This window comes from Bradyrhizobium sp. Ken01 (genome assembly GCF_055807355.1).
In genome coordinates, this window is record NZ_JBVVPC010000134.1 from 1 (window position 1) to 1,298 (window position 1,298).

The window sequence follows — 1,298 nt, forward strand, 5'->3', positions numbered from 1 at the left end:
GCTCTTGTGTCCAGAAAATCTGACAAGATGTGCAAACGGGCGGTTCTCGCAAAACCGCCCGTCGCTGGATCTGAGCCCGTTCGTGCTCAAAGGCCTTGAGCCTGTCGGGGAGCGAGGGACAGATCCGGTGATCTTCCTCAACCCGAACAGTTGCATGGGCTTCGAGCCCGGACGAGCAAGGAAGGGACTGGATGATGGCACAAAACGATCTGGTTGTCGCCGGCATCGACGTGGCCAAAGACAAGGTGGATGTGTGCATTCGCTCATTGTGGCAAAGACAGGCGTTCCCGAGCAGCCCAGAAGGCCGGCGAGCGCTGATCCGCTGGCTTCGCAAGCAAAAAGTCGGCAAGGCAGCCATGGAGGCTTCCGGCGGCTATGAACGGGAGTGGGCCAAGGCGCTACGCGAGGCTGGTATCGAAGCCCTGGTGGTGGATCCGAAGCGGGTGCGCAACTTCGCCAGATCGGCCGGACGGCTTGCCAAGAATGATCCGATTGATGCGCAGATGATTGCTTGGTTCGCCGAGACCTTCATCGAGTCAAGGGGCCAAGCCTACGATGCGGCACGTGAGAAGCTGGTCCAGATCGTGAGTGCGCGCCAAGCTCTGATCGACGTACAGACGAGCTTGCAAAACAGAAGGGAGCATTCCACACCTGACGTCGTGGAGAAGATGCAGGATCGCCTGCTGAAACAGATCGCCGCCGAGATTGCCAAGCTGGAGGCAGCGATCGCAGCCCTGATCAAGACCACACCGCGTTTTGCCGAGCTCGCCGAGATCATCGAGAGCGTACCGGGTCTTGCCCAGGGCACGTCCGCCGGACTGATCGGGGCGATGCCGGAACTCGGCCAGATCAGCAGTAAAGTTGCTGCCGCCTTACTGGGTGCTGCACCTTACGATGACGACAGCGGCAAACGTCGGGGCACGCGCCATATCCAGGGCGGGCGCCGCAAAGTCCGCAATGTCTTTTACATGGCTTGCATGGGAGCCGCGACACGGCACAACCCTGTGCTCAAGGCGTTCTACGATCGCCTGATCGCCAAAGGCAAAGAACCGAAGGTTGCGCTCACAGCCTGCATGCGCAAGCTGATCGTGATCCTCAACGTCATGATCGCGCGTGGTGAGAAATGGGACCCCAACCGGTACCAAGCAAGCGACTCCGCTCGGCTTCTGCCGAGCGCATGCACAGCCTGAAGACCGGTGAGCGGGCGGGGTCAAGGCCGTCAGCCGCCGGAGGCGGTGGCGCGCAAGCGCCAGCCTTGAGGCCGGCCGATCGCCGGGCTACTTCAACACAGTTGCTCC

At 61.2% G+C, this 1,298-nt stretch carries 1 protein-coding gene; it reads left to right on the plus strand.

Translation table 11 applies throughout. From position 1 onward, the window contains the following. The first annotated feature begins 191 nt into the window (after window positions 1-191). A complete protein-coding gene (locus tag AC0L3S_RS39030; protein WP_007614614.1) occupies window positions 192-1,190 on the plus strand; it encodes an IS110 family RNA-guided transposase in 999 nt (332 codons plus the stop codon). The last annotated feature ends 108 nt before the right edge of the window (window positions 1,191-1,298 follow it).

Coding starts and splice junctions, on each gene's coding strand:
- AC0L3S_RS39030 (WP_007614614.1), top strand. CDS start 192: ATGATGGCACAAAACGATCTGGTTGTCGCCGGCATCGACGTGGCCAAA.